A 301-nucleotide genomic window follows, 5' to 3' on the forward strand; every position below is an offset into this window, starting at 1 on the left:
AGCTGTACCAGCAGCGCCGCCAGGACAAGAAGGACAAGGAGGGCCAACAATGAGCGCCCGTGACACCATACTGGCCCGTATCCGCCAGAACCGCCCGGCCGCCACGGCATTGCCGGACATCCATGCCTGTCTCTTATACACATCTCCGAGCCCACGAGACATTAACAAGGATCGCGTATGCCGTCTTCTGCTTGAAAAATGGGGGGGGGGGGGGGGGGGGGGGGGGGGGGGGGGGGGGGGGGGGGGGGGGGGGGGGGGGGGGGGGGGGGGGGGGGGGGGGGGGGGGGGGGGGGGGGGGGGG

Annotated in this window: 1 pseudogene; it reads left to right on the plus strand. The window is 72.1% G+C overall.

The annotated features are described in order from the left end of the window. Nucleotides 1-49: 49 nt before the first annotated feature. A pseudogene (locus JHD64_RS21675) lies at nucleotides 50-301 on the plus strand (hypothetical protein); the annotation flags it as partial.

Origin of the sequence: Aquitalea sp. ASV15 (assembly GCF_016429115.1) — a bacterium.
GTDB classification, from domain to species: domain Bacteria; phylum Pseudomonadota; class Gammaproteobacteria; order Burkholderiales; family Chromobacteriaceae; genus Aquitalea; species Aquitalea magnusonii.